The 21644-nt window shown below is 65.7% G+C and carries 20 protein-coding genes; 8 read left to right on the top strand and 12 right to left on the bottom strand.

Annotated features, from left to right (window positions below):
- Positions 1 to 63: 63 nt before the first annotated feature.
- The 7 genes from ACCD07_RS05225 to recA form a co-directional block, all read right to left on the bottom strand.
- Positions 64 to 531, bottom strand: a complete 468-nt coding sequence (locus ACCD07_RS05225) for a pilin (protein WP_413446718.1) — start codon at positions 529 to 531, stop codon at positions 64 to 66.
- Positions 532 to 725: 194 nt separating this feature from the next.
- Positions 726 to 1304, bottom strand: a complete 579-nt coding sequence (locus ACCD07_RS05220; protein ID WP_413446717.1) for an FHA domain-containing protein — start codon at positions 1302 to 1304, stop codon at positions 726 to 728.
- A gap of 100 nt (positions 1305 to 1404) precedes the next feature.
- On the bottom strand, positions 1405 to 2286 hold the full coding sequence (gene sucD / locus ACCD07_RS05215) for a succinate--CoA ligase subunit alpha (RefSeq protein WP_152808787.1): 882 nt from the start codon (positions 2284 to 2286) through the stop codon (positions 1405 to 1407).
- Positions 2287 to 2299: 13 nt separating this feature from the next.
- Positions 2300 to 3469, bottom strand: coding sequence for an ADP-forming succinate--CoA ligase subunit beta (gene sucC / locus ACCD07_RS05210; protein WP_176652285.1), 1170 nt, complete (start codon positions 3467 to 3469; stop codon positions 2300 to 2302).
- 77 nt (positions 3470 to 3546) lie between these two features.
- Entirely contained in the window at positions 3547 to 4131 is a 585-nt protein-coding gene (locus ACCD07_RS05205; protein WP_176652284.1) for a DUF2889 domain-containing protein, read from the bottom strand.
- A 278-nt stretch (positions 4132 to 4409) separates the two neighbouring features.
- Positions 4410 to 4862 (bottom strand): recombination regulator RecX, encoded by a 453-nt coding sequence (gene recX, locus ACCD07_RS05200; protein ID WP_413446716.1) that lies wholly within the window; start codon positions 4860 to 4862, stop codon positions 4410 to 4412.
- Positions 4863 to 4997: 135 nt separating this feature from the next.
- The gene (gene recA, locus ACCD07_RS05195) at positions 4998 to 6116 is read right to left on the bottom strand and encodes a recombinase RecA (protein WP_413446715.1); all 1119 of its coding nucleotides are present in this window, start codon (positions 6114 to 6116) and stop codon (positions 4998 to 5000) included.
- 172 nt (positions 6117 to 6288) lie between these two features.
- Between recA and ACCD07_RS05190 the strand changes: the two genes are divergently transcribed.
- From ACCD07_RS05190 to ACCD07_RS05155, 8 genes are all read left to right on the top strand, one after another.
- On the top strand, positions 6289 to 6999 hold the full coding sequence (locus ACCD07_RS05190) for a response regulator (protein ID WP_413446714.1): 711 nt from the start codon (positions 6289 to 6291) through the stop codon (positions 6997 to 6999).
- Entirely contained in the window at positions 6996 to 8531 is a 1536-nt protein-coding gene (locus tag ACCD07_RS05185; protein WP_413446713.1) for a sensor histidine kinase N-terminal domain-containing protein, read from the top strand. The genes ACCD07_RS05190 and ACCD07_RS05185 overlap by 4 nt, the downstream gene beginning before the upstream one ends.
- A complete protein-coding gene (locus ACCD07_RS05180) occupies positions 8524 to 8790 on the top strand; it encodes a DUF4212 domain-containing protein (RefSeq protein ID WP_413446712.1) in 267 nt (88 codons plus the stop codon). Before ACCD07_RS05185 ends, ACCD07_RS05180 begins: the two co-directional genes overlap by 8 nt.
- The gene (locus ACCD07_RS05175) at positions 8787 to 10844 is read left to right on the top strand and encodes a sodium:solute symporter family protein (RefSeq protein ID WP_413446711.1); all 2058 of its coding nucleotides are present in this window, start codon (positions 8787 to 8789) and stop codon (positions 10842 to 10844) included. Before ACCD07_RS05180 ends, ACCD07_RS05175 begins: the two co-directional genes overlap by 4 nt.
- 76 nt (positions 10845 to 10920) lie before the next feature.
- On the top strand, positions 10921 to 12933 hold the full coding sequence (locus ACCD07_RS05170; RefSeq protein ID WP_413446710.1) for an alpha/beta hydrolase family protein: 2013 nt from the start codon (positions 10921 to 10923) through the stop codon (positions 12931 to 12933).
- 257 nt (positions 12934 to 13190) lie between these two features.
- Positions 13191 to 13715, top strand: a complete 525-nt coding sequence (locus tag ACCD07_RS05165) for a hypothetical protein (protein WP_413446709.1) — start codon at positions 13191 to 13193, stop codon at positions 13713 to 13715.
- Positions 13716 to 13766: 51 nt separating this feature from the next.
- Positions 13767 to 14999, top strand: a complete 1233-nt coding sequence (locus tag ACCD07_RS05160; protein ID WP_176652276.1) for a 6-phosphofructokinase — start codon at positions 13767 to 13769, stop codon at positions 14997 to 14999.
- A gap of 151 nt (positions 15000 to 15150) precedes the next feature.
- Entirely contained in the window at positions 15151 to 15954 is an 804-nt protein-coding gene (locus ACCD07_RS05155) for a hypothetical protein (RefSeq protein WP_413446708.1), read from the top strand.
- Here the strand turns inward: ACCD07_RS05155 and ACCD07_RS05150 are convergent.
- From ACCD07_RS05150 to ACCD07_RS05130, 5 genes are all read right to left on the bottom strand, one after another.
- The gene (locus ACCD07_RS05150; protein WP_176652274.1) at positions 15920 to 16495 is read right to left on the bottom strand and encodes a phage tail protein; all 576 of its coding nucleotides are present in this window, start codon (positions 16493 to 16495) and stop codon (positions 15920 to 15922) included. The genes ACCD07_RS05155 and ACCD07_RS05150 overlap by 35 nt on opposite strands.
- Entirely contained in the window at positions 16488 to 19415 is a 2928-nt protein-coding gene (locus ACCD07_RS05145) for a hypothetical protein (protein WP_176652273.1), read from the bottom strand. Before ACCD07_RS05145 ends, ACCD07_RS05150 begins: the two co-directional genes overlap by 8 nt.
- A gap of 57 nt (positions 19416 to 19472) precedes the next feature.
- Positions 19473 to 20045, bottom strand: a complete 573-nt coding sequence (locus ACCD07_RS05140) for a hypothetical protein (protein WP_176652272.1) — start codon at positions 20043 to 20045, stop codon at positions 19473 to 19475.
- A 17-nt stretch (positions 20046 to 20062) separates the two neighbouring features.
- Positions 20063 to 20926: a papain-like cysteine protease family protein gene (locus ACCD07_RS05135; protein WP_176652271.1), complete on the bottom strand. Its 864-nt coding sequence runs from the start codon at positions 20924 to 20926 to the stop codon at positions 20063 to 20065.
- Positions 20923 to 21644, bottom strand: a 722-nt coding sequence (locus tag ACCD07_RS05130; protein WP_413446707.1) for a hypothetical protein, incomplete at its 5' end; no start/stop codon positions are given. The genes ACCD07_RS05130 and ACCD07_RS05135, both read right to left, overlap by 4 nt.

Below are 21644 nucleotides of genomic sequence, written 5' to 3'. Positions count from 1 at the left end.
AAATTTTGTCGACTGCTGGCAAAAAAAAACCCGGCCAAGGCCGGGTTTTTCGTCCATCAACCATTAAGGCGTTACGTTGTTCTTCGTGATGGCAGCCGCCGCAGCCGTGTTGGTCACGGTGGTGGTGGCCTTCCAGGTCAGATTGGTTGCACCAGCTGCGACGGTTGGGGTGTAGATAATGGTCAGGCCATCGACGCCGGTACCCAGACCGGTACCCAGTGTCATGGTGATCACGCCTGCAGCGACGGTTGCGCTGGCAACTTCCTTGGTCGGGGTGAAGACTGGGATGCCTGGCTTGGTATCGGAACAATCGGTCAGCGTGCCGCCGGCTTCCTGCGCGCACACGGCCACGGCGGTTTTCAGCGAATCGGCAGCGCCCTGGGCGTTGGCGATCTTGGCCTTGACGGTATAGTCGCTGTACGCCGGGATCGCCACGGCGGCCAAAATACCGATAATGGCAACCACGATCATCAGTTCGATCAGCGTAAAACCAGCCTGAGCTTGTTTCTTCATCATCTGCATGGATTTCATTTTTGACTCCCGGGTGTGTTGAACATCAAAATTTTGTAGAGCACCTAGCTATGTGCAATTGATGTGCCAGCCCTTTTTGCGATGGAATCCGGCTGAAACCGCCTGAAACTGCCGTTTTTTGTCGGTCCGACTGCCCTTTTTTGTCAGCCGGTACGCCGCAATTTGTCAGCTCAGCCCGCGACTGACAAATTTGGTCAGGCGATGCGGAAGGCCATTTGGGTTCCGCTGAGGTCGATCAAGTCGCCCGGGTGCAATCGTTGCGCCGCCTGCTTGCCCAAGGCGACGCCGTTCACCAGCGGCGCCACATCGCCTTCCGTGTGGACGATAGAATACGCATCCGGCTGGCGATGGATCACCACGACCTGCACGCCGGCGCGGCCGAGCGTGGTCTGCGGCTTGGTCAGCGCCACCTGCTTGCCGGCGTTGCTGCCATTTAATACTTCGATTTGCGCCAGCAACGGTGCCGCCGCCGTCATCGGCCGCACGCCGTCGGCCACGAACTCGACCTGGAACTTGGCCATCTTGATCACATCCTGGTGCTGCAGGAAATGCTTGCCGATGCGGTGGCCGTTGACGAAGGTGCCGTTGGTGCTGTGCAGGTCCTCCAGGAAGGAGTCGTCGAGGATGGTGACGATGACCGCGTGTTCGCCGCTGACGGCCGGATGCGTCAGCACGATGTCGTTGCGCGGGTGACGGCCGATGGTCATCCGCTCCTTGCTCAGTTGTACTTGCTGTTCTACCTGCCCATCCCGCGAGATGATGATCTTCGCCAATCTGGTCTCCAAAAGAAAAAGCCCCGTGTGGCCTTGCGACGATCTTGAGCGTCGCATGCGCACATGGGGCTTTTTTATTCCACATTCAAGCTGGCTGTTATTACAGCATGGCTTTCAGCAGACGCGCCATTTCGGACGGGTTCTTGGTGACGGTGATGCCGCAAGCTTCCATGATTTCCAGTTTGGCTTGTGCGGTGTCGGCACCGCCGGAGATCAGCGCGCCGGCGTGGCCCATGCGCTTGCCCGGAGGAGCGGTAACGCCGGCGATGAAGCCGACCACTGGTTTCTTCATGTTGTCTTTGATCCAGTAAGCCGCATTGGCTTCGTCCGGGCCGCCGATTTCGCCGATCATGATGACTGCGTCGGTGTCAGGATCGTCGTTGAACATCTTCATGACGTCGATGTGCTTCAGACCGTTGATCGGGTCGCCGCCGATGCCGACTGCCGACGATTGGCCCAGGCCCAGCGCGGTCAGCTGACCGACTGCTTCATAGGTCAGGGTGCCCGAACGCGAGACCACGCCGATGCGACCCTTACGGTGGATGTGGCCTGGCATGATGCCGATCTTGATTTCGTCAGGGGTGATCAGGCCTGGGCAGTTAGGGCCCAGCAGCAGGGTCTTCGAGCCGGCTTTGGCCATGCGGTCCTTCAGGGCCATCATGTCGCGGACTGGAATGCCTTCGGTGATGCAGATGGCCAGATCCATTTCAGCTTCGACAGCTTCCCAGATCGCGGCGGCGGCGCCTGCAGGCGGCACGTAGATCACCGACACGTTGGCGCCGGTTTCTTTTTTCGCTTCGGTAACGTTGGCGAAAATAGGAATGCCTTCGAAGTCTTCGCCGGCTTTCTTAGGATTCACGCCTGCCACGAAAGCAGCTTTGCCGTTCGCGTAGTCGCGGCACATGCGGGTGTGGAATTGACCGGTCTTGCCGGTAATACCTTGGGTAACGACTTTGGTATCTTTATTGATCAGAATGGACATGTTGATTCCTTAATTAAGCTTGACCGGCAGCGGCTGCTACAACGCTCTTCGCTGCATCTTCCATGGTGTCGGCTGCGATGATAGGCAGACCGGAATCGGCCAGCATCTTCTTGCCCAGGTCTTCGTTGGTGCCCTTCATGCGCACCACCAGAGGCACCTTCAGCGAAACGGCTTTCGATGCGGTGATCACGCCTTCGGCGATGACGTCGCAACGCATGATGCCGCCGAAGATGTTGACCAGGATGGCTTTCAGGCCTGGGTTTTTCAGCATGATCTTGAACGCTTCGGTCACTTTCTCAGCCGTTGCGCCGCCGCCCACGTCCAGGAAGTTGGCCGGCTCGCCGCCGAACAGCTTGATGGTGTCCATGGTGGCCATGGCCAGGCCGGCGCCGTTCACCAGGCAGCCGATGTTACCGTCCAGCGAGATGTAGGCCAGGTCGAATTTCGATGCTTCGACTTCGGCTGGATCTTCTTCGTCCAGGTCGCGGTAAGCCAGGATTTCCGGCTGACGGAACAGCGAGTTGGCGTCGAAGTTGAACTTGGCGTCCAGCGCGATGACCTTGCCCGAACCGGTCAGGATCAGCGGGTTGATTTCGGCCAGCGACGAATCGGTTTCCCAGTAGGCTTTGTACAGGCCTTGCAGGTTGGTGACCGCGTCGGCGATCGAACCTTCCGGCACACCGATCTTGGCGGCGATGCTGGCGGCTTCAGCGTCGGTCAGGCCGACGGATGGGTCGATGGCGATCGAGTGCAGCAGTTCTGGGTGGGACTCGGCAACTTCTTCGATGTCCATGCCGCCTTCGGAGGAAGCCATCAGGACGACGCGCTGCGATACGCGGTCGGTAACCATCGACACGTACAGTTCTTTCTTGATGTCCGCGCCTTCTTCGATCAGCAGGCGGCGTACTTTCTGGCCTTCAGGGCCGGTCTGGTGCGTGACCAGCTGCATGCCCATGATTTGCTCGGCGTATTCTTTGACTTGCTCCAGCGACTTGGCTACTTTCACGCCGCCGCCTTTACCACGGCCACCGGCGTGGATTTGTGCTTTTACAACCCAGACCGGGCCGCCCAAGGTTTCAGCAGCTTTGACTGCTTCTTCCACGGACATGCACGGAATACCGCGCGGAACCGTCACTCCGTATTTTCGGAGGATTTCTTTGCCTTGATACTCATGGATTTTCATGCTGGCTTCCCTTCTGATGCTGATGTGTAAAAATCGGTTGATAGTGCGAAATGTGTGTATCTAGTAAGCAGAGATTGCTACGCGCCACCTGGTGCTGCTTTGACCACCCAGCGCGGGTAAAACTGCGCCACTGCTCCGCCGTCGGTGCGCAGGGCATGGCATTTGTCGAGTTGAAAAGGCTTGTGGCGCGGCACGCCGTTATCTTCGGTAGCCGCGTCGTTGGTCGACCAGACATCGTTGGCAAACGCCTGCACCGCGGCCGTCGGCAGGATCTGCGCCAGTTCGGTCAAGTGGGTGCAGCCGGAAATACCGGCCAGGCGTTGCTTGAGCTCGTGGCGGAAACCCTTCATCAGGTTCAGGCCGACTAGCTGTTGTTTGTAATCGGGAGCAATGGTGTCGCAGTGGCCGGGATACGGAACGGCATCGGATGCGGCTTCGGCATCGACGATGGTCAGTTGCAGATCGACGGTCAAACGCAGGTGCAGGTCATGCAGGGGGGTGCCGCCAGCGCGTGGGCCCGAGGCCAGCACGGTGTCGTGCACTTTGATATCAGTGATATGGGCGTCAAGATCCCACAGGCCGTCATCGCGTGCGTACGCTTGGACGGCAATTGCGCGCGTGTGCCGTAGCGCACGTCGGGTAACTGGGGTTGACAGGGACATAAGACCGATGCCGCTCTCGCGACAGAAATTTAGTAAGCAGCCATGTGCTGAAACGCACGTGTCCGCAGCTTCTACGGACAACTACCGCACCTGCGGCGCTGCAAAAACCCCAAAAGTGTAGCACATCAAGACCGCCAGTTGCGCCAGAACATATGTTTTGACCACAAAAATGGGCGTTTCGAGGTTGTTTTTACAAGAAATTCATCAATCGTATTTCAGTCATGGAAACATTGTATGGTGCGTTGCGGCAGCCGTTCAGTCCAGCCGCTCAGTCGCGCTTAATCATCCTCCGGCGCGCCTTTTAATGCGGCCTGGACCGCGCGCTGGGAAAATCCACGCTGCAGCAGGAAGCGCATCTGCTTGTTGCGTTCCTGCGGATCGGCGGCCACGGTGCCGAACTTGCGGTTCCACACATCCTGGCAGCGCTCGGTCTCGCCTTCGGCCAGGCCGGCCTTCAGTTCCTGCAGCTCCTCGCCTTTGATGCCGTGGCTCTGCAGCTCGGCGACGATGCGGCTGTTGCCGAAGCGCGCGGAGCGGCGGTGGATCAGCGCTTCGGAAAAACGCTCCTGCGACAGCCAGTTGTTCTTTTCCAGCAAGTCGAGCAGGGCTTCGATGTCGTCGCCCTCTTCCGCGTAGCGCGACAGCTTGCGGCCCAGTTCCAGCCGGCTGTGTTCGCGCATCGACAGGAATCGCAATGCGCGTGCCTTCAGGCTCAGTTGCGGTGCTGCCATAAAACCCTCTGCACAATGAGAAAACCACCGGCTGAATAAACAGCGCGGTGGTCGATCCGTCGCTCCCGCGCAGGCGGGAGCCTATAGAACGCATGCTCAGCATGGATCCCCGCTTTCGCGAGGATGGCGGCTATTTTACGCCGCGTCGGCTTTGTCCGCTTTGTCGGCCTTATCGGCTTTGTCGACGGACTTCAGCTTGACGACGGTGTCGGCTTTATCGGTGTTCAGCGGCGGCAGTGCGCGCACGCCCAGCGATTCGCGGACCTTGTTTTCGATTTCCCATGCCAGCTCAGGACGCTCTTGCAGGAAGATGCGGGCGTTGTCCTTGCCCTGGCCGACGCGCTCGCCGTTGTAGCTGTACCAGGAACCGGACTTCTCGACGATCTTCGCTTCCACACCCAGATCAAGAATTTCGCCTTCGCGCGAGGTGCCCGCGCCATACAGGATGTCGAAGTGCGCTTCCTTGAACGGCGGCGCGATCTTGTTCTTGACGACCTTGACCTTGGTTTCGTTGCCGATCACCTCGTCACCCGACTTGATCGAGCCGGTGCGGCGGATGTCCAGGCGCACGGAGGCGTAGAACTTCAGCGCGTTGCCGCCGGTGGTGGTCTCAGGGCTGCCGAACATGACGCCGATCTTCATGCGGATCTGGTTGATGAAGATGACCAGGGTGTTGGTGCGGTTGATCGAACCGGTCAGCTTGCGCAGCGCCTGCGACATCAGACGGGCTTGCAGGCCCGGCAGCGAATCGCCCATGTCGCCTTCGATCTCGGCGCGCGGCGTCAGCGCGGCGACGGAGTCGATCACCACCATGTCGACCGAACCGGAACGCACCAGCGCGTCGCAGATTTCCAGCGCCTGCTCGCCGGTGTCCGGCTGCGAGATCAGCAGTTCATGCAGGTTGACGCCCAATTTTTGCGCATAGCCGACGTCCAGCGCGTGTTCCGCGTCGATGAAGGCGCAGGTGCCGCCCAGTTTTTGCATTTCCGCGATGGTTTGCAGGGTCAGCGTGGTCTTACCCGACGATTCCGGACCGTAGATTTCCACCACGCGGCCGCGCGGCAGGCCGCCGACGCCCAGGGCGATGTCCAGGCCGAGCGAGCCGGTCGACACCACTTGCACCTCTTCCATCGGCGTGCTGGCGTCCATGCGCATTACGGAGCCTTTGCCGAATTGCTTTTCAATCTGTGCCAGCGCGGCAGCCAGCGCCTTGGCCTTTTCAGATGCAGGTACAACAGCTTTTTTATCGTCCATAATGTTCTTTCAACCAGTGGGTGGGTGCAAATTCGTCGGTACAGGCAGTACTGTATAAAAAAACAGTGCTTAATGCAAGCACGATTTTTAAACAATTTTGAGTTCGCACAAAAACTCGCCACCTTGCGTGAAATGAAACACAATACAAGCTTCTGCTGCAGGAGTGTCTACCATGCGTATTTTACTTGCCGAGGACGATAGCGTCCTGGCCGACGGCTTGACCCGGTCGCTGCGCCAATCCGGCTACGCCATCGATTGCGTGCGCAACGGCCAGGAGGCCGACACCGCCCTGTCGACCCAGGAATTCGATTTGCTGATACTGGACCTGGGCCTGCCCAAGCTGTCCGGCCTGGAGGTGCTGCGCCGCCTGCGCGCGCGCTCCTCGCTGCTGCCGGTGCTGATCCTGACCGCCGCCGACTCGATCGAGCAGCGCGTCAACGGCCTCGACCTGGGCGCCGACGACTACATGGCCAAGCCGTTCGCGCTGTCCGAGCTGGAAGCGCGGGTGCGGGCGCTGACCCGGCGCGGCGCCGGCGGCGGCGCCACCGTCATCAAGCACGGTCCGCTGTCCTACGACCAGGTCGGCCGCAGCGCCTACATCAACGAGCAGATGCTGGACCTGTCGGCGCGCGAGCTGGGCCTGCTGGAGATCCTGCTGGCGCGCACCGGCCGGCTGGTGTCCAAGGAACAGCTGGTCGACCACCTGTGCGAATGGGGTGAGGAAGTCAGCAACAACGCCATCGAGGTCTATGTGCATCGCTTGCGCAAGAAGATCGAGGTGGGCGGCATCCGCATCGCCACCGTGCGCGGCCTGGGCTACTGCCTGGAAAAATACTCGGACGCCGCCCGCGCCAGCAACGACCTCGGCGACGCCGCCAAGTGATCCCGGCGACGCAGCAGCAGGAACCCGGCCAGGCCGACGGCGAGGAATACCAGCCGCCGGCGGCCGAGGCCGACGAAGGCATCCAGCACTCGCTGTTCGGCGAGATCCTGGACTGGATGCTGGCGCCGCTGCTGCTGCTGTGGCCGATGAGCATCGCGATCACCTACCTGGTGGCCAAGTCCATCGCCAACCAGCCGTTCGACCACGCGCTGGAAGACAGCGTGACCGTGCTGGCGCAGCAGGTGCACGCGGTGGACGGCAAGATCATCAAGAGCCTGCCCGGCTCGGCCCGCGACATCCTGCGCGCCGACGACATCGACAATGTGTACTTCCAGATCCAGGGGCCGCGCGGCGAGCACATCGACGGCGACCGCGACCTGCCGCCGCCGCTCGACGAGGAGGACAAGTTCAGCGGCGGCAGCGTGCGCTTCCGCAACGACACCATGCACGGCACGCCGGTGCGCGTGGCCTATACCTATGTGCGGCTGGAGCGCAGCCAGGCCGACGATGCGCAGCTGGCGCTGGTGCAGGTGGCCGAGACGCTGGAAAAACGCGCGCAGCTGGCCAACGCCATCATCAAGGGCGTGATCCTGCCGCAGTTCATCATCCTGCCCATCGTCCTGGCGCTGGTGTGGTTTGCGCTGGCGCGGGGACTGTCGCCGCTGGCGCAGCTGCAGGAACGGATACGGGCGCGCAGCTCGGACGACCTGAGCCCGATCGCCTCCAACCAGGTGCCGGAAGAGATATCGCCGCTGGTGCGTTCGCTCAACGAGATGCTGGCGCGGCTGTCGCTGTCGATCGACATGCAGAAGCGCTTCATCGCCGACGCCGCGCACCAGATGCGCACGCCGCTGGCCGGCATGCGCATGCAGTCCGAGCTGGCGCTGCGGCAGACCGACAGCGGCGAAATCCACCGCTCGCTGGAGCAGCTGGCCAAGAGTTCGGAAGCGGCCACGCGCCTGGTGAACCAGCTGCTGGCCCTGGCGCGCGCGGAGAACCAGCCGCAGGCCGGCACCGCCATGCTGCCGCTGGAACTGTCCGAGCTGGCGCGCAGCGCGGTGCAGGACTGGGTGCCGGCTTCGTTTGCGCAGCGCATCGACCTGGGCTTCGAGGCGCCGGCCGAGCCGGTGCAGATCGTCGGCAATCCGACCATGCTGCGCGAGCTGCTGTCCAACCTGATCGACAACGCGCTGCGCTACACGCCTGCCGGCGGCAGCGTGACGGTGCGGGTGCGCAGCGACGAGAGCGAGCGCGGCTATCTGGAAGTCGAGGACACCGGACCGGGCATCGCGCCGGCCGAACGTGAGCGCGTGTTCGAGCGCTTCTACCGCATCCTGGGCAACACCGCCGAGGGCAGCGGCCTGGGCCTGGCGATCGTGCGCGAGATCGCACAGCAGCATGGCGCCGAGGTCGACATCTTCAGCAATCCGCGCGCCACGCAGTCCAAGCTGCCGGGCGCGCTGTTCCGCCTGAGCTTCCCGCTGCCGCCGCGCCCGCAAGATGAAGAAAGCGAGCCGCCGCACTATGGATAAAGCACCACCGATCACCCGCGCCGAACACTGGCGCAAGACGCGCCGCCTGTCGGCCATCCTTCTGCTGCTGTGGCTGACGACCGGCTTCTGCGCCGCCTTCTTCGCGCGCGAGCTGGCCGGCCTGAGCGTGTTCGGCTGGCCGCTGTCGTTCTACCTGGCGGCGCAGGGCGCGTCGCTGGTCTACCTGGCCATCCTGGCCGTCTACGCCTGGCGCATGCGCCGGCTGGACCAGGCCGCCGCCGCGGAGCGCCGCGCTTGAAAACCCCACGCACCTTCCTTCAGCGCCTGCGCAGCTACTACGCGCTGTTCACCATCGGCTTCGCCGGCTTCCTGATCGCGCTCGCGGTGCTGGAGCAGGAAGGCATGCCGCGCGTGTGGATCGGTCACCTGTTCATGTTCGCCACCATCGTGCTGTACGCCACGCTGGGCGTGTTGAGCCGCACCTCCAACGTGCTGGAATACTACGTCGCCGGGCGCCGCGTGCCGGCCATGTTCAACGGCATGGCCACCGCCGCCGACTGGATCTCCGCCGCCAGCTTCATCAGCCTGGCCGGCGGGTTGTACCTGCACGGCTTCGACGGCCTGGCCTACATCATGGGCTGGACCGGCGGCTACTGCCTGGTGGCGATCCTGATCGCGCCCTACCTGCGCAAGTTCAGCCAGTACACCATCCCCGACTTCCTCGCCGCCCGCTACGGCGGCGCCGGCGACAGCAGCAACAAAGGCGGCCGCGCCGTGCGCATCCTGGCGGTGGCGGCCACCATCATCGTCTCGTTCACCTACGTGGTGGCGCAGATCTATGCGGTCGGCCTGATCGCCTCGCGCTTCACCGGCGTCGATTTCTCGGTCGGCATCTTCCTCGGCCTGGCCAGCATCCTGGTGTGCTCCTTCCTCGGCGGCATGCGCGCCATCACCTGGACCCAGGTGGCGCAATACATCATCATCCTGGTGGCCTTCCTGATTCCCGCCATCTGGCTCTCCGGCAAACACACCGACAACCCGATACCGCAGGTGGCCTACGGCAAGCTGCTGCCCAAGCTGAGCGCGCGCGAAGCGGTGCTGATCGACGACGCCAAGGAGGCCGAGGTGCGCGCCATCTTCCGCCGCCGCGCCGACGACTACGACGCCCGCATCCGCGCCCTGCCCGCCTCGTGGGAAGCGGGCCGCGTCGAGGTCCAGCGCAAGCTCGACAGCGTCAAGCTGCGCAACGCCTCGCTGCTGGAAATCCGCGCCGCCGAACGGGGCCTGATCGCCTATCCGAAAGACGCCGACGCGGCCGCGCGCGAGTGGGCCGACGCCCGGGCGCAGAACCTGGCCCGCGCCGAGCCGATCACGCCGCACGCCACGCCCTACCCGGGCGACGCCGAAACCTCGGACATCAAGCGCAACAACTTCCTCGCGCTGGTGTTCTGCCTGATGCTGGGCACCGCCGCGCTGCCGCACATCCTGATGCGCTCCTACACCACGCCGTCGGTGCACGAGACGCGGGTATCGGTGCTGTGGACGCTGTTCTTCATCCTGCTGATCTACCTGACCATTCCGGCGCTGGCGGTGCTGGTCAAGTACGACATCTACAACTCGCTGGTCGGCAGCGATTTCGCCCACCTGCCGAACTGGGTGTCGTACTGGACCAACGTCGACAAGGTCAATCCGCTGTTCAGCATCACCGACGTCAACGGCGACGGCATCGTGCAGCTGGCCGAGATCACCATCGACGCCGACGTGCTGGTGCTGGCCACGCCGGAAATCGCCGGCCTGCCCTATGTGATCTCCGGCCTGGTGGCGGCCGGCGGGCTGGCCGCCGCGCTGTCGACGGCGGACGGGCTGCTGCTGGCGATCTCGAACGCGCTGTCGCACGACATCTACTACAAGATCGTCGACCGCGGCGCCTCGACGCAAAAGCGCGTCACCATCTCCAAGCTGCTGTTGCTGGCGGTGGCCTTCATCGCCGCCTACGCCGCCTCGACCAAGCCGGGCGACATCCTGTCGCTGGTCGGCGCCGCGTTCTCGCTGGCGGCCGCCACGCTGTTCCCGGCACTGGTGCTGGGCGTGTTCTGGAAGCGCGCCAACCACCAGGGAGCGATCGCCGGCATGGTGGCCGGCTTCACGGTCTGCGTCTACTACATGCTGCATACCAATCCCGTCCTGGGCGGCAGCGCGGCGGGCCAGTGGTTCCACATCGCCCCCATCTCGGCCGGCATCTTCGGCGTGCCGGCCGGGCTGCTGACGATGGCCGTGGTCAGTCTGCTGACGCCGGCGCCGGACCGCCAGACCAATGCGCTGGTCGACTACATCCGCGCGCCGGAACTCTGAGATACATTTGCCCTGTGGCAGATTTGATAACTTGATGGTATGGTGCTCGAGTTATCTATTTCACAAACATACCGCCATGCATATCCGTACCCTGCTGTTACTGGCTTGCGCCGTTTGCCACAGCGCCCTGGCTGCCGATGCCGCGCCTGGCGCCGGCAAGGCCCCGCCGCCGATCGCCGATTTCTTCGGCAACCCCGAATTCACCGGCGCCATCCTGTCGCCGAGCGGCAAATACCTCGCCGTGCGCGTGGGCGCCAAGGAAAAGCGCGACCGCCTGGCCGTGGTGGAACTGGGCGCCAACACCGTCAAGGTAGTCGGCAACTTCAGCGACGCCGACATCGGCGATTTCCAGTGGGTGAACGACAACCGCCTGGCCTTCACCGCCGCCGACCGCGACCTGGCCCAGGGCGACCTGCGCTACGCGCCCGGCCTGTACGCGATCAACCGCGACGGCAGCGGCTTCCGCCAGTTGGCCATGCGCAACGGCACGCCGTTCATCACCAGCAGCCAGGGCGGCCTGCCGCCGCGCGAGCTGCTGCCGTGGCATACCTATATGCTGAGCCAGCGCGGCCCGCAGGATTCCGACTACATGTATGTGCTCGACAAGAGCTTCAGCGGGCCGGGACAGCTGAACTACGTCAACCTTGAACGCCTGAACACCGTCACCGGCCGCATCGCCTCCAGCGTGCCGCGTCCCGGCGACAGCATGGTTTGGATGCTCGACAACAAGGGCGAGCCACGCCTGACGGAGACGCGCAAGGACAACGTCAGCACCATCTACTACCGCGACCCCGCCAACAACGAATGGCGCAAGCTGATCGGCTTCGATACCTATACCGGCAGCAAGGAAGCCTTTTCGCCGCTGGCGTTCGGGCCGGACGGCACGCTGTACGTGGTCACCCGCAAGCACAGCGACACCTCGGCCGTCCACACCTACGATTTCGCCACCAACACCATTTCCGACAAACCGCTGGTCAACCTGCAGGGCTTCGACTTCAGCGGCCGCCTGATCATGGACCAGAACAAGCTGCTCGGCGTGCGCTACCTGACCGATGCCCAGGGCACCGTATGGTTCGACCCGGCGATGAAGGCCATGCAGGCCGACATCGACGCCAAGCTGCCCAACACCGTCAACCTGCTGACGCCGCCGTCGCGGCCGGAAGCGCCGTGGGTGCTGGTGACCGCGTTTGCCGACATCTGGCCCTCGCGCACCCTGCTCTACAACCGCGACACCAAGGCCCTGACGGCGATCGGCGCCACCCACCCGGCCATCAATCCCAACCAGATGGCGCCCAAGTCGCTGGTGCGCTACAAGGCGCGCGACGGCCTCGACATCCCGGCCTGGCTGACCTTGCCGCGCGGCCCCGGCAAGAACCTGCCGATGGTGGTGCTGGTGCACGGCGGCCCTTACGTGCGTGGCGGCCGCTGGGACTGGGATGCGGACGCGCAGTTCCTGGCCTCGCGCGGCTACGCGGTGCTGGAGCCGGAATTCCGCGGCAGCACCGGCTACGGCTACGCGCATTTCCGCGCCGGCTGGAAGCAATGGGGCCTGAAGATGCAGGACGATATCGCCGACGGCACGCGCTGGGCCATCGCCCAGGGCGTGGCCGACGCCAAGCGGGTCTGCATCGCCGGCGCCAGCTACGGCGGCTATGCCACGTTGATGGGCCTGATCAACGATCCCGATCTGTACAAATGCGGCGTCGAATGGGCGGGCGTGACCGACATCAACCTGCTGCGCGACGGTTCATGGTTCTATGTGTCCGACATGTCCGACGCATGGAAGCAGTACGGCATGCCGCAGCTGGTCGGCGACCCGGTCCAGGACGCCGAGCAGCTCAAGGCCACGTCGCCGCTGCTGCAGGCCGCCCGCATCAAGCAGCCGCTGCTGCTGGCCTACGGCGGCTCCGACATGCGCGTGCCGCTGCCGCACGGCACCAGGTTCTACAATGCGATCAAGGAGACCAACCCGAACGTCGAGTGGATCGAATACCCGGAGGAAGGCCACGGCTGGGCGCTGCCGAAGAACCGCATCGACTTCTGGGGCCGCGTGGAGAAATTCCTGGACAAGAATATCGGCGCGCAGTGAGACCGAGCGCAACCTTGATGCGCCGGGCGGCATATGCCTGTGCCGCCGCGGCCCTGCTGGCGGTCATCGCCGCGCACGGGCGCGGCAGCGCATCCGATGGCGCCTGCGGCCTGGGGCCGCCGCCGGGCGCCCCCGGTTTTGCCGAAGCCCAGGCTCGCGACGAAGCCGACCTGCGCAAGAACGGCTATCTTCCGGCATGCGAGGCCAGCCTGGCGCGCTACGATCTGCCGTTGCTACGTGCGGCGGCGCTTGCCGATGTGGCGTTTCCTCCGGTGGAGCTGGCGCGCACGCCGTTCGCCGGTTTCGAGAGCGCGGGCGCCTGGAGCGAGTCCGTCAACGACACCAGATCGCGCCTGTATCGCGCCTTCCGCACGCCGGACGGCCATACGTTGGTGCTGTTCGAGCATGACATGTCCGCCGACGGCTCGTCAAGCTGGCGCGCCGCGCAGTTCGAGCAGGAGCGCGTCAACGGCTCGCCGGCCCGCCTGGTGGTGCTGCGGGCGCCGTCGGGGCGCATGGTGTCCAGCCTGACCTGGACCGAGGGACGGCGCAGCTACGAGCTCTGGCTGGACGGGAACGACGCCCGGCATCCCGCGGGCCCGCAGTTGCTGGCCCTGGCGGCGGCGCTACCGCGCTCGGTGCCGGCCTGCCCGAACGAGGCCCCGGTCGCGCCGCCGCGCCTGGGCCCCGACGGCATGCCGGAGATCGGCCCCATCCCGGCCGTGCTCACCGGGGCCGAAGTCGCTGCGGCATTGGAAAAATCCGGAAAATCATGCAAGTGAGACCACATTCCGGAGTAAGCTAGCGGATCGTACTTACCAGGGGAGGGGCGTATGTCGTCGGGAAAAATTCTGGTCGCACAGGGAGGCGGGCCGACCGCCGTCATCAACCAGTCGCTGGCGGGCGTGGTGCTGGAGGCGCGCCGCTTCCGCGACGTCACCCGCGTCTACGGCGCGCTGCACGGCGTGCGCGGCATCATCAACGAAGACCTGGTCGATCTGACGCGCGAGACCAGCCACAACCTCGAACTGGTGGCGGCCACGCCGTCGTCGGCGCTGGGCTCGACCCGCGACAAGCCGGACCTGCCGTATTGCGAGGAAATCTTCAAAGTCCTGCGCGCGCACGAGATCGAGCAGTTCTACTACATCGGCGGCAACGATTCGTCCGACACCGTGCGCATCGTCAGCGAGCAGGCGCAGCAGGCCGGCTATCCGCTGCGCTGCATCCACATCCCCAAGACCATCGACAACGACCTGGTCGGCAACGACCACACGCCGGGCTTCCCGTCGGCGGCGCGCTTTGTCGCCCAGGCGTTTGCCGGCGCCAACCTGGACAACGCCTCGCTGCCCGGCGTGTACGTGGGCGTGGTGATGGGCCGCCACGCCGGCTTCCTGACCGCCGCCGCCGCGCTGGGCAAGAAGTTCCCGGACGACGGCCCGCACCTGATCTACCTGCCCGAGCGCGTGTTCTCGCTCGACCAGTTCCTGGCCGACGTCAAGGCCGTGTACGAGCGCTACGGCCGCTGCGTGATCGCCGTGTCCGAGGGCATCCACGATGCGTCGGGCGAGGCCATCGCCAGCCTGCTGGCCACGGAAGTCGAGCGCGACGCCCACGGCAACGTGCAGCTGTCGGGCACCGGCGCGCTGGCCGACCTGCTGTGCGACGAGATCAAGGCCAAGCTGGGCATCAAGCGCGTGCGCGGCGACACCTTCGGCTATCTGCAGCGCTCCTTCAGCGGCTGCGTGTCCGGCGTCGATCAGCGCGAGGCGCGCGAAGTGGGCGAGAAGGCGGTGCAGTTCGCCATGTGGGGCGGCCGCGATGGCTCGGTGGCGATCAAGCGCATCGGCGACTACGCGGTCAACTACGAGCTGATGGCGCTGTCCGACGTGGCCGGCAAGACGCGGGTCATGGAGGACGAGTTCATCAGCGCCAGCGGCACCGACGTGACCGACGCCTTCCGCATGTACCTGCGGCCGCTGCTGGGTTCCGGCATGCCGGACGCGTTCCGCCTGCGGCCGGCGCCGGTGGAAAAAATCCTGAAGGCGGCGAACAAGGCAGGGGCTTAGTTGCCACGCTGTTGACATGTAAATAGCGGCGCCGTTGACACGCCGGCGCCGCCCGGCGCCCGTAAACTCAGGCCCGCCGGCTGGCACGGAATTTGACTATGGAACACGGAGCGCCGACGTTCACGGCGCACCAACTTCGATCGAGTCATCCATGCATAGTCTGAGTACGTTGACGGTTCCCTCCCCGCTGCCGGCGCCGGCCACATCCAATGATGACGGGTTCGACGCCCATGCCGTGCGCGCGGCCCTGGCGCAGGTGTTGACCAGCGAGCTGTTTTGCAAGTGCACGCGACTCAGCCGCCTGCTGCGCTACCTCGTGGAAAAGCGCCTGGCCGGCGCCGGCAACGCGCTCAGCGAATACAGCATTGGCATCGAGGTGTTCGACCGCAGCCCGAGGTCCTACCATACCGGCGAGGATCCCATCGTGCGGGTGCAGGTTGGCCGCCTGCGCGAGAAGTTGCAGGCGCTGTATGCCCGCGACGACTTTCAAGGCGATATCATTTTCACGGTTCCCAAAGGCAGTTATGTGCCGCTGATCGCACAGCGCGACACGCCGGCCTTCCGGCCCGCGCGCGGCAATTTACTGACCCTCGAGCCGTTCAGCTGCATTCCGCCGGACAGCGGCAGCGCCGCCTTTACGCGCGGACTGGACGAGGAAGTGAGCTACCAACTGTTCCAGGAATATGGCGACACCATCACGCTGCAGACAGCCGGCGCCGGCAGCGCCGTCCAGGCCGGCCTGCTGCTGCAGGGAAGCGTTCGCTTCGCCGGTGAGCGCCTGCGGTTATCGGCCAGGCTGCTGCGCGTCAGCGATCGCCGGCTGCTCTGGTCCAGCCAGTCGGACCGCGTGGGCGTGCCGTCCATCGCGCTGCAGGAGGAACTGGCGATCGCGCTGTGCCGGTCGCTGCCGGCCGGGCTGCTCAATATGCGGGAAACGGCCGGCCCACAAAAATGATGTAGTTCAGATAGAGGTTGACCGGCCGCGTTTCCTGCGCCGGCCGCGGCTTGCCATAGTCGCCGTCGGCGACGTAGGCGCTGGTGGACGTGTCCTCGGCCAGCGTGTAGTCCAGCGGTGTCGAGCCTTCCTCGACGATCAGCGGCGTCAGTTTCTTCAGCGAGGTGTAGTCGTGCTGGTGGCCCTGGAACGCGTCGCGCTGGACCGATCCCACATACGGCCCCTCCCCCTTGCCCAGCCTCGGTGTCGCGCGGCTGCAGCGGTCGGGATCCTGCACCGGCGTCTCGCTGACGCCGCGGATGAATTGTCCGCGCAAATCCGGCAGCAGGAAATGGCCTTTTGCATCCTTGCCGAAGTCGAACTGGAGCACGCCATACAAGCGCGGGAAGTCCTTGGGATCAAGCGGACTGCCATCGCAAAACATCCAGCCCGTCGAGGCCAGCTGCGCCTTGATCTGGCGGATGTTGGCCTGGCTGTCGTCATCCTTGGCCAGCCGCCCGGCGTACGGCATGATCACCCCCACCGGCAGCGCGCTATGCACGGCCAGCGCTCTTGAATGTCGGCAGCTCGGCGCCTTTTTGCAGATACAGCATCGAGGTCGGCAGCCGTACCGTCCACGACGCCTCGGTTCCGGGGCGCAGCAGCGTCTCCAGCGCCAGCAGTTCGCCGTCCGGCGCGCGCAGCACGACATTGCCGGGATTGACTATCTCTTCGAGCAATAGCATGGTGCTGGCGGTCAGCGGCACATTGTCCGGGCTGCCCGGCCACGGCTGCTGATACTGCAGGTAGAACAGCAGCCAGGCCTCCCAGCCATGGCTGGCCGGCAGCATGATGCTGACCGAGCTCGCCTGCAGGAACTGCCGGAACAGCTGCTCCGACGACGGCTGGGTCTTGACCGACGCGACCGGATCGGGCCAGTTGTCCGGCGCCGCAGCGCCCCAGTTGTCGTACTGCCAGCCCATGGCGCTCCAGTCCAGCAAGGGCTCCAGCGCGCGATAGTCCTGGCCGCCGGCGCTGGCCGGCGCCAGCAAGCGCAGGCACTGCTGGCGCAGCACGGCGCGCTGCACCTCGGCGCCGCGGCCGTCGCTGGCGGCAGCCACGCGCGCCGCCAGTTGCTCGTCGTAGCGAACGCAGGCGGCCTGATACGCCAGCAGCAGGCGCTCGAAGGTCTCGATCTGCCAGGCGATGATCGCCTGGTCGCCAGTCGCCGGCGCCGTGCGGCTGCATTGCAGGTCGACCTTCACCACGAAGGCCGGCGCCGCCGACATCACGGTGACCGGCACCATGGCGCTTACCGGCGCGTCGAATTTCAGCGCGGTGCTTGTCATCGCCGAGACCGGCATCGCTGGCGTGTTGACCACGGCGTCTTGCACCGAGGCGCCGTCCGTCGCCGGCGTCGGCACCGCCACGCCCAGCACCGGCACCGGCGCGGGGGCAGCGGACTGATAGGCGGTCCCCGCCACCACGCACACCAGGTTGTAGCGCTGGTCGGCCAGCCCCATCGTCAGCTGGCCGGCGACGGCGCTGTAGCCGTCCGGTATCCTCATGCCGGCCGGGTCGTCCAGGCTGGCGCGGTCGTAACGGGCGCTGACGGTCAGGTCGGCGGCGGGCGGCGCGGCCAGGTCGAGCAGGCCATACTGCGCGCCGTAGCCCTGGTAGTTCGCGGCCGTGAGCTGCAGGTAGCCTTGTCCGTCCGGCACCGAGAACAGCGTCAGCGGCACCGGCTTGACCAGCGGCACCGCACCCTGGGCGGCGATGCGCGCCAGCCAGTCCCCGGACGGATGGTCCAGCGTGACCGACAACACCAGCCGGCGGCCGCAATTGTGCATGTGCACGCGCACCAGCCGGTCGACCCAGCGATAAATCCCCACCAGGCGCTGGTCACCGCTGTTGTCGATCAGGTTGTGCAGCCGCCGTTCGCGGAACTCGTCCCAGACGCTGCCGCGCTGCGCGCTGATGCGCTCCGCCAGGTGGCTGGCTGCCTGCTGCGTCAGTTGCTGCGCATAGCGCGCCGCCTCGTCGGCATGCCAGGCGCTGCCGCCATCGCCACCGGCCCAGGCGCCCTTCAGCGTCATGTTCAGGTTATCGTAGGCGGGATTGACGTTGTTGAGGTCGCGCACGAGGGCGCCGGCCGCCAGCTGCTGGCGCACCGCGTCGCCAAGCTCGTTGGCAGCGCTGGCGACGCGGCCGTCGTGGCTGTCGTGCCGGCGTTCGTCGCTGCCGCGCTCATGGCCGCCGCGCTGTGCGGCCAGCCGCTGCTGAACCTCCTGCCGCTCATGCGGCATGACGTTGACGACGTCGGCCACCTCGCCCGCAAGATAGCCGCCAGGGTGCTGCCGCGCCATCTTCAGCGTGCCGGCGCCACGCACCGACCAGTAGCCTGCGGTGCCGGGCGGCGCCGGCCCGTCGATCGCCGGTGACGGCGCCAGCGCGGCGGCGACGTCGGGAAACACCGGCTGCGCCCGCAGCACGAGGCGACGCCAGGCGGCGTCCAGCTCGGCGGCGGCGTCTATCCCGGCCAGCAATTGCAGATAATGGCCAAAGCGCAGCACATCGATCAGCCCGGCGCACAGCGGCGCATCGGCCGCCGCTCCTGCCAGCGCCAGCGCGAACAGCGTTTGCCAGATCTGGGCCTGCGCCGTTTGCCATTCGCTGCCGGCGAGAAAGTCGGCCGGCGGCTGGTCCAGGCAGGCGCGGGCCGCCGCCTGCAAATCGCCGGCGTATTGCGGGCCGGTCAACAGCTCGACTTCCAGCCGCCACAGCGGAAACTGCCGGACCGTCGACGACAGCTCGCTCAGCGCGGCGATGAAGGTGCTGCCGGGGCAGCCGTCCTTGCGGAATTTCTGCGCCGCCAGCCGCTTGGCCGCCGCCGCCGTGGCGTCGCTGCCCTGAATCGCGGCCAGTTGCTGGTAAAAGGTCCAGCTGGACGGCTCGTGCGTCGGTACGGCGGCGAGCATGTAGCGGCGCGCCATGTCCAGCAGTTGGCGCGGCCCCGCCGGGTGCAGCCAGACAAACGGAAACAGGTCGCTGGGCTGGTGCGGCGCGTCGATTTCCACTTCATAGGGATCGTCGTCCTCGCCGGGGTCGACATCGGGATCGACGGAGAACCAGCTGGCGATCGCCCCGTCGAAACCTTTTTGATTGGTCAGCGGCACATTCACCACCAGCCACACCTGGCCGTTGCTGCCGCGCGGGCCCGGTTCAAGCAGCTCGGGGGCCTTGTCGCTGAGCGCCACGGTGATCTCGCTGCCACCGAAGTGATGCACCACCGGGCCCAGGTTCAACCCCAGCTTGTAGGGCCAGGACTGCGCGCCGGCCGCGATCGTGCCGCCGACCTCGGTGCCGGCGGCGTCGGCCTGCCAGCTGACGCTGACGTGGCCGTCGCGCGCCTCGCATTGCCAGATACCGGCGCGGCCGGGCAGCACCGGCGGCGCCGGCTCCATAAGCAGGGTCTGTTTCATCACCATCTCCGAACGTTGGGAAGGCGGCGCCGCCGGCGCCGCGCTCGGGGCCTGCGCTCAGGGAGCGCTATCGCCATCCTGGCCGTCGTCGACGGCGGACCATTGCCTGAACTGCGCCGTCAGGTGGCGCTGCGCCTCCACCGTGGTCTGCGCTCCCGCTGCGGGATCGCCCGGCTGCAGCGGGACCACGTAGTCGGGGCCGCCGTCCAGCGCCTTCACCCACAGTGCCTCGTAATACAACTCGCTGGCGCGCAGCAGCCGCGGTTCATAGCGGCCGTTGATGCCCTCGTCCGCCATCAGGCGCAGCGCCTGGCTGAAGCGTTCGGCAAATTGGCCGATGAACACTTCCCGCAGCACGTCGTTGTCGTCGACATAGACGGCCGCCTTCTGGCCCAGGCGGTCGCCGGCCAGCAACATGACGCCGCAGGCCACGCTTTTTTCCAGCCGGACCTGGCCCGCGCCCGTCGGCGGCTCGACGTCGTAGACGGGATAGCAGCGGTCCGCCGCCACGTCGACCCGCGCGGGATCGAAGTGCACGCCACCGAAATCACCGGCGGGGATGTGCTGTAGTTCCTTGCGCGCGGTCGCCAGACCGGCCGCCGATGCACTCTTGACAGTTATTTGCAACATGTTGGCTCCTCGATTCATCAGGCAGACTTGGTGGTGTAGGTACGGGCCCAGGTGCCGCCGCTCTTGTAACTGGCGGGATAGTCGGCGTATTTCATGTAGGTGACCCCGCCTCTGCGGCCAGGATCCGCGATCCAGATACTGTCGTCCTTGTAGCCGTAGATCACCATCGCGTGGTTGCCGCGGCCGCTGCTCCATTTCACGCTGGCGCCGACCGGCTGGTCGTCGTCGATCTGGCTCTTCAGCGTTGCCAGCGGTAGCGCCCCCTGCGTGCTGGCCTGCAGATGGCCGACGTGCGCCAGCGCCTGGCCGGTGTTGTAGGTATGATTGCAGCCCTCCGGCAGTGGCGCGGTGCAGCAGTCATGCTCGTCGTTGCAGCGCCAGGTCGCCAGTTTGCATTGCGATACCGCACTTTTCGGCTGATAGAACAGCGCCACGCTGGTGGTCACGGCGGCCCAGCACCACTTCGATTGCAGCTGGGTTTGAATAGCGAAGGCCAGCTTGCGCTCGGCCTCGAGGCCGTGATCGCCGTGGCCGCCATCATGCCTGCCGTCGTCGTCATCGGTGCGCTGGTCGCCGTCGGGATTGCCGGCGCCGGATAGCGCGCCGATGATGCGGCCGGCACGGATGGTCAGCTTGGCGGGCAATTCGGCGGCGCTGATGGTGCGCACGCCGGTTTCGCTCGCCACCATGTCAAGGTCCAGCCCCTCGACCACGGCCCAGACCTTCCACGGCCCCTTCTTCGGGTTGACTTGGTGGATGACCACGGCATGCAGCGGTATCGACATTTTTTCCGACGGCGCGCCCTCTTCCTGCACATGGAAGGTCACCGGCTTGGCCGGCAACTCCAGCAAATTTTGAAACGTGATTGAATCGTGACTCATGATAGGTTTCCTCTCGCGTTGATGTGTATGGATCCATCGCCGGCGTACCCGATCAGCGGCACCTGGTTGCCGTGGACCTCGGCCATGTCAATCGTGACCACGCCATCCCAGGTCGCAACCGTCCGCGCGGCGGACGAGGTGCCGTTGAGCGTGACGACGAAGTCGATGTCGCCGGCGCGCACGCTGGCGCCCCCGCCCGCCGCCACGCGCAGCGGCCACGCAAACGGCGTGTTCGCGAGCGCCAACGCCACCGTCAGCTCGGCGCGGGTATGGTTTTCCAGCAGCAGCGCCTGGCGATCGACGCCGGCGCCGGCCTCGCACGACAAGCGCGCCGCCCCCGCCACGATGTGCCGCGTCGCCGCCAGCCGCGTGCCGGCGCCACAAACCTGGGGCGCCAGCTGATGGCTGACCCCGGTATCAGGGTCGAGCCAGTGCAGCGTGGCGCTCAGCGCGCTCCAGCGCGGCGGCGGCACCCGCAGCCTGGCGCCCGCTCCGATCCAGGCGTCCCACGCCGGCTGGCCGCCGCAGCGAAACCGCAGACGCACGTCGACCGTGCCGCGGTTGTAAAACTGCAGGCCCGACGCCTGTTCCTGGCTGGCCATGGCGATCCCCGGCCGGGGGGGGGGGGGGGCGGGGGGGCGGGGGCGCCGCGCGCCGCCCCCGGCGGGGGGGGGGGGCGGGGGGGGGGGGGGGGGGGGGGGGGGGGGGGGGGGGGGGG

Source organism: Duganella sp. Dugasp56 (assembly GCF_047304105.1).
Lineage (GTDB): Bacteria > Pseudomonadota > Gammaproteobacteria > Burkholderiales > Burkholderiaceae_D > Rugamonas > Rugamonas hordei.
This window is presented reverse-complemented; position numbering and strand designations above follow the sequence as displayed.